Raw genomic sequence first — 1,880 nt, forward strand, 5'->3', positions numbered from 1 at the left:
CATGCCAAGCCAGGATGAAGAGGCATGCCGGGAATGGGGGGCTGTGCTCCCCAAAGCGAACATAGTGAGCGTTGGGGGCTGTTTCCCCTTAGTCGGAGTTTGAATGAGCGTTACCACGTCGGGGTTGGTGGTGGCGTTCGTGGTCGTTTCGTCGGTCGTGTCGTCGTCATCGGACGGCTTCGTGCCGGCGGCCGGCTTCGACGACGCCTGTTTCGTCGACGCATCCGGCACGCCGGAATTCGACGCATCGTGACGGGTGATGACGCTTTGCTTCAGCGTCTGCGCGAACGGCACGGCGGTCGTTGCGGTCGCGGCATCGTTGCCGGCGGCGCTGGACGAACCCGAGCCGCGGGCGGCCTTGAGTGCGGTGCCGGCGGTGTCGAGCAGCGCGCCGAGCAGGGGCAGGGGAGGCATGTCGGTTCTCTCGTTCGAATGCGGTGGTCGGTTACGACGAACGGGCCGCGTCGGCCCGCATGCGCAGGATCTTCGCGGCGTGTTCGTCGGCGTCGCGCTGTTCGCGCCGGGCGTCGCGCTTGGCTTCCTGCGCGACGCCGCGCGCCTGCAGGATTTCAAACGAGCCGACGGTGCGTTTCTTGTTTTGCCAGTTGGGGCGGGCTTCGTCGATGCGGACTTCGGCCGCGGCCAGCACGCTGCGCTGTTGCGCGATCGCGGCGTCGAGCGTGTCGATGAACGCCTGGAAATTGCGCCAGTTGCCGGCCGGCATCCCGTGCTGCGCGGATTGCGAGAAGCGCGCGTGGTATTCGTCGCGGTAGCGCAGCAGCGCGTCGAGCTGCTCGGCGGCCGCGGTGCGGTCGCGCTGCGCGGTGCCGAGCTGCTTCGTAGCGGAGTCGAGATCTTCCTGCGCGCGGTCGAGCAGCAACTGAAGGGGAAAGCCGTGTGCCATCGGGATCAGCCTCCGTAAGCGTCGAACAGTGCATCGAGCCCGGCGAGGCTCGACGCGAACGGCGCGCATTCGCGAAAGCCCTGCTGCAGGAACGCCTCGATGCGCGGATAGAGCGCGATCGCGCGGTCGAGCTGCGCGTCGCGGCCGGGCGCGTACGCGCCGACCGCGATCAGGTCGCGGTTGCGCTGGTAGCGCGACAGCATCTGCTTGAACTGCCGGACATGGTCGAGGTGCGTTTCGTCGATCAGCGCGGTCATCGCGCGGCTGATCGATGCCTCGATGTCGATCGCGGGATAGTGGCCGGCCTCGGCGAGCGCGCGTGACAGCACGACGTGGCCGTCGAGGATCGCGCGCGCCGAATCGGCGATCGGGTCCTGCTGGTCGTCGCCTTCGGTCAGCACCGTGTAGAACGCGGTGATCGAGCCACCGCCTTCCGGCCCGTTGCCGGTGCGCTCGACGAGCGCGGGCAGCTTCGCGAACACCGACGGCGGGTAGCCCTTGGTCGCGGGCGGCTCGCCGATCGCCAGCGCGATCTCGCGCTGCGCCATCGCGTAGCGTGTGAGCGAATCCATCAGCAGCAGCACGTGCTTGCCCTGGTCGCGGAAATACTCGGCGAGCGACGTCGCGTAGGCCGCGCCCTGCATCCGCAGCAGCGGCGACACGTCGGCCGGCGCCGCGACGACGACCGAGCGCGCGAGCCCGTCCTCGCCGAGGATCTGTTCGATGAATTCCTTCACTTCGCGGCCGCGTTCGCCGATCAGCCCGATCACGATCACTTCCGCGCTCGTGTAGCGCGCCATCGTGCCGAGCAGCACCGACTTGCCGACGCCCGAGCCCGCGAACAGGCCCATCCGCTGCCCGCGGCCGACGGTGAGCAGCGCGTTGATCGCGCGCACGCCGACGTCGAGCACGTGGTGGATCGGTTCGCGCTCGAGCGGGTTGATCGACGGCGCCGACAGCGGCGCGTCGACCTTCG

Annotated in this window: 2 protein-coding genes and 1 pseudogene; all 3 read right to left on the reverse strand. The window is 68.8% G+C overall.

The genetic code is table 11. The features are described from left to right. Positions 1-414 (reverse strand): annotated as a pseudogene (locus G3O00_RS42230) (hypothetical protein); the annotation flags it as partial. A 31-nt stretch (positions 415-445) separates the two neighbouring features. After that, positions 446-904 carry a flagellar export protein FliJ gene (gene fliJ / locus G3O00_RS42235; protein WP_039353905.1) on the reverse strand — a complete coding sequence of 153 codons (459 nt, stop codon included), beginning with the start codon at positions 902-904 and terminating at the stop codon, positions 446-448. 5 nt (positions 905-909) lie between these two features. Beyond that, a partial coding sequence (locus tag G3O00_RS42240; protein ID WP_206146551.1) for a FliI/YscN family ATPase occupies positions 910-1,880 on the reverse strand: 971 nt, incomplete at its 5' end.

It is taken from the genome of Burkholderia sp. Ac-20384, from assembly GCF_017104605.1.
GTDB classification, from domain to species: Bacteria; Pseudomonadota; Gammaproteobacteria; order Burkholderiales; family Burkholderiaceae; genus Burkholderia; species Burkholderia lata.

Excerpts from the sequence above, each read along its gene's own strand:
- fliJ (WP_039353905.1), bottom strand. The coding sequence starts at position 904 with ATGGCACACGGCTTTCCCCTTCAGTTGCTGCTCGACCGCGCGCAGGAA.